Annotated in this window: 3 protein-coding genes; all 3 read left to right on the top strand. The window is 45.6% G+C overall.

Features of this window, described 5'->3' with window-relative positions; all coding sequences use genetic code 11:
* A partial coding sequence (locus tag K0039_RS24750; RefSeq protein ID WP_228106774.1) for an MFS transporter occupies nt 1–238 on the top strand: 238 nt, incomplete at its 5' end.
* 165 nt (nt 239–403) lie between these two features.
* Nucleotides 404–460, top strand: coding sequence for a protein MgtS (gene mgtS / locus K0039_RS24755; RefSeq protein WP_500303703.1), 57 nt, complete (start codon nt 404–406; stop codon nt 458–460).
* A complete protein-coding gene (gene mgtT, locus K0039_RS24760; RefSeq protein WP_211180496.1) occupies nt 460–564 on the top strand; it encodes a protein MgtT in 105 nt (34 codons plus the stop codon). Before mgtS ends, mgtT begins: the two co-directional genes overlap by 1 nt.
* Nucleotides 565–621 lie beyond the last annotated feature (57 nt).

Raw genomic sequence — 621 nt, forward strand, 5'->3', positions numbered from 1 at the left:
GGGCGAGTATATGTTGATTGACCATATTGCGCCGCCAGAAATGAAAGCCAGCTATTTTTCCGCCCAGTCTTTAGGCTGGCTTGGTGCCGCGATTAACCCATTAGTGAGTGGCGTAGTGCTAACCAGCCTGCCGCCTTCCTCGCTGTTTGTCATCTTAGCGTTGGTGATCATTGCTGCGTGGGTGCTGATGTTAAAAGGGATTCGAGCAAGACCGTGGGGGCAGCCCGCGCTTTGTTGATTTAAGTCGAACACAATAAAGATTTAATTCAGCCTTCGTTTAGGTTACCTCTGCTAATATCTTTCTCATTGAGATGAAAATTAAGGTAAGCGAGGAAACACACCACACCATAAACGGAGGCAAATAATGCTGGGTAATATGAATGTTTTTATGGCCGTACTGTGAATAATTTTATTTTCTGGTTTTCTGGCCGCGTATTTCAGCCACAAATGGGATGACTAATGAACGGAGATAATCCCTCACCTAACCGGCCCCTTGTTACAGTTGTGTACAAGGGGCCTGATTTTTATGACGGCGAAAAAAAACCGCCAGTAAACCGGCGGTGAATGCTTGCATGGATAGATTTGTGTTTTGCTTTTACGCTAACAGGCATTTTCCTGCAC

It is taken from the genome of Terrisporobacter mayombei (assembly GCF_020748465.1).
Taxonomy (GTDB): Bacteria; Bacillota; Clostridia; order Peptostreptococcales; family Peptostreptococcaceae; genus Terrisporobacter; species Terrisporobacter mayombei.

Excerpts from the sequence above, each read along its gene's own strand:
- mgtT (WP_211180496.1), top strand. The coding sequence starts at position 460 with ATGAACGGAGATAATCCCTCACCTAACCGGCCCCTTGTTACAGTTGTG.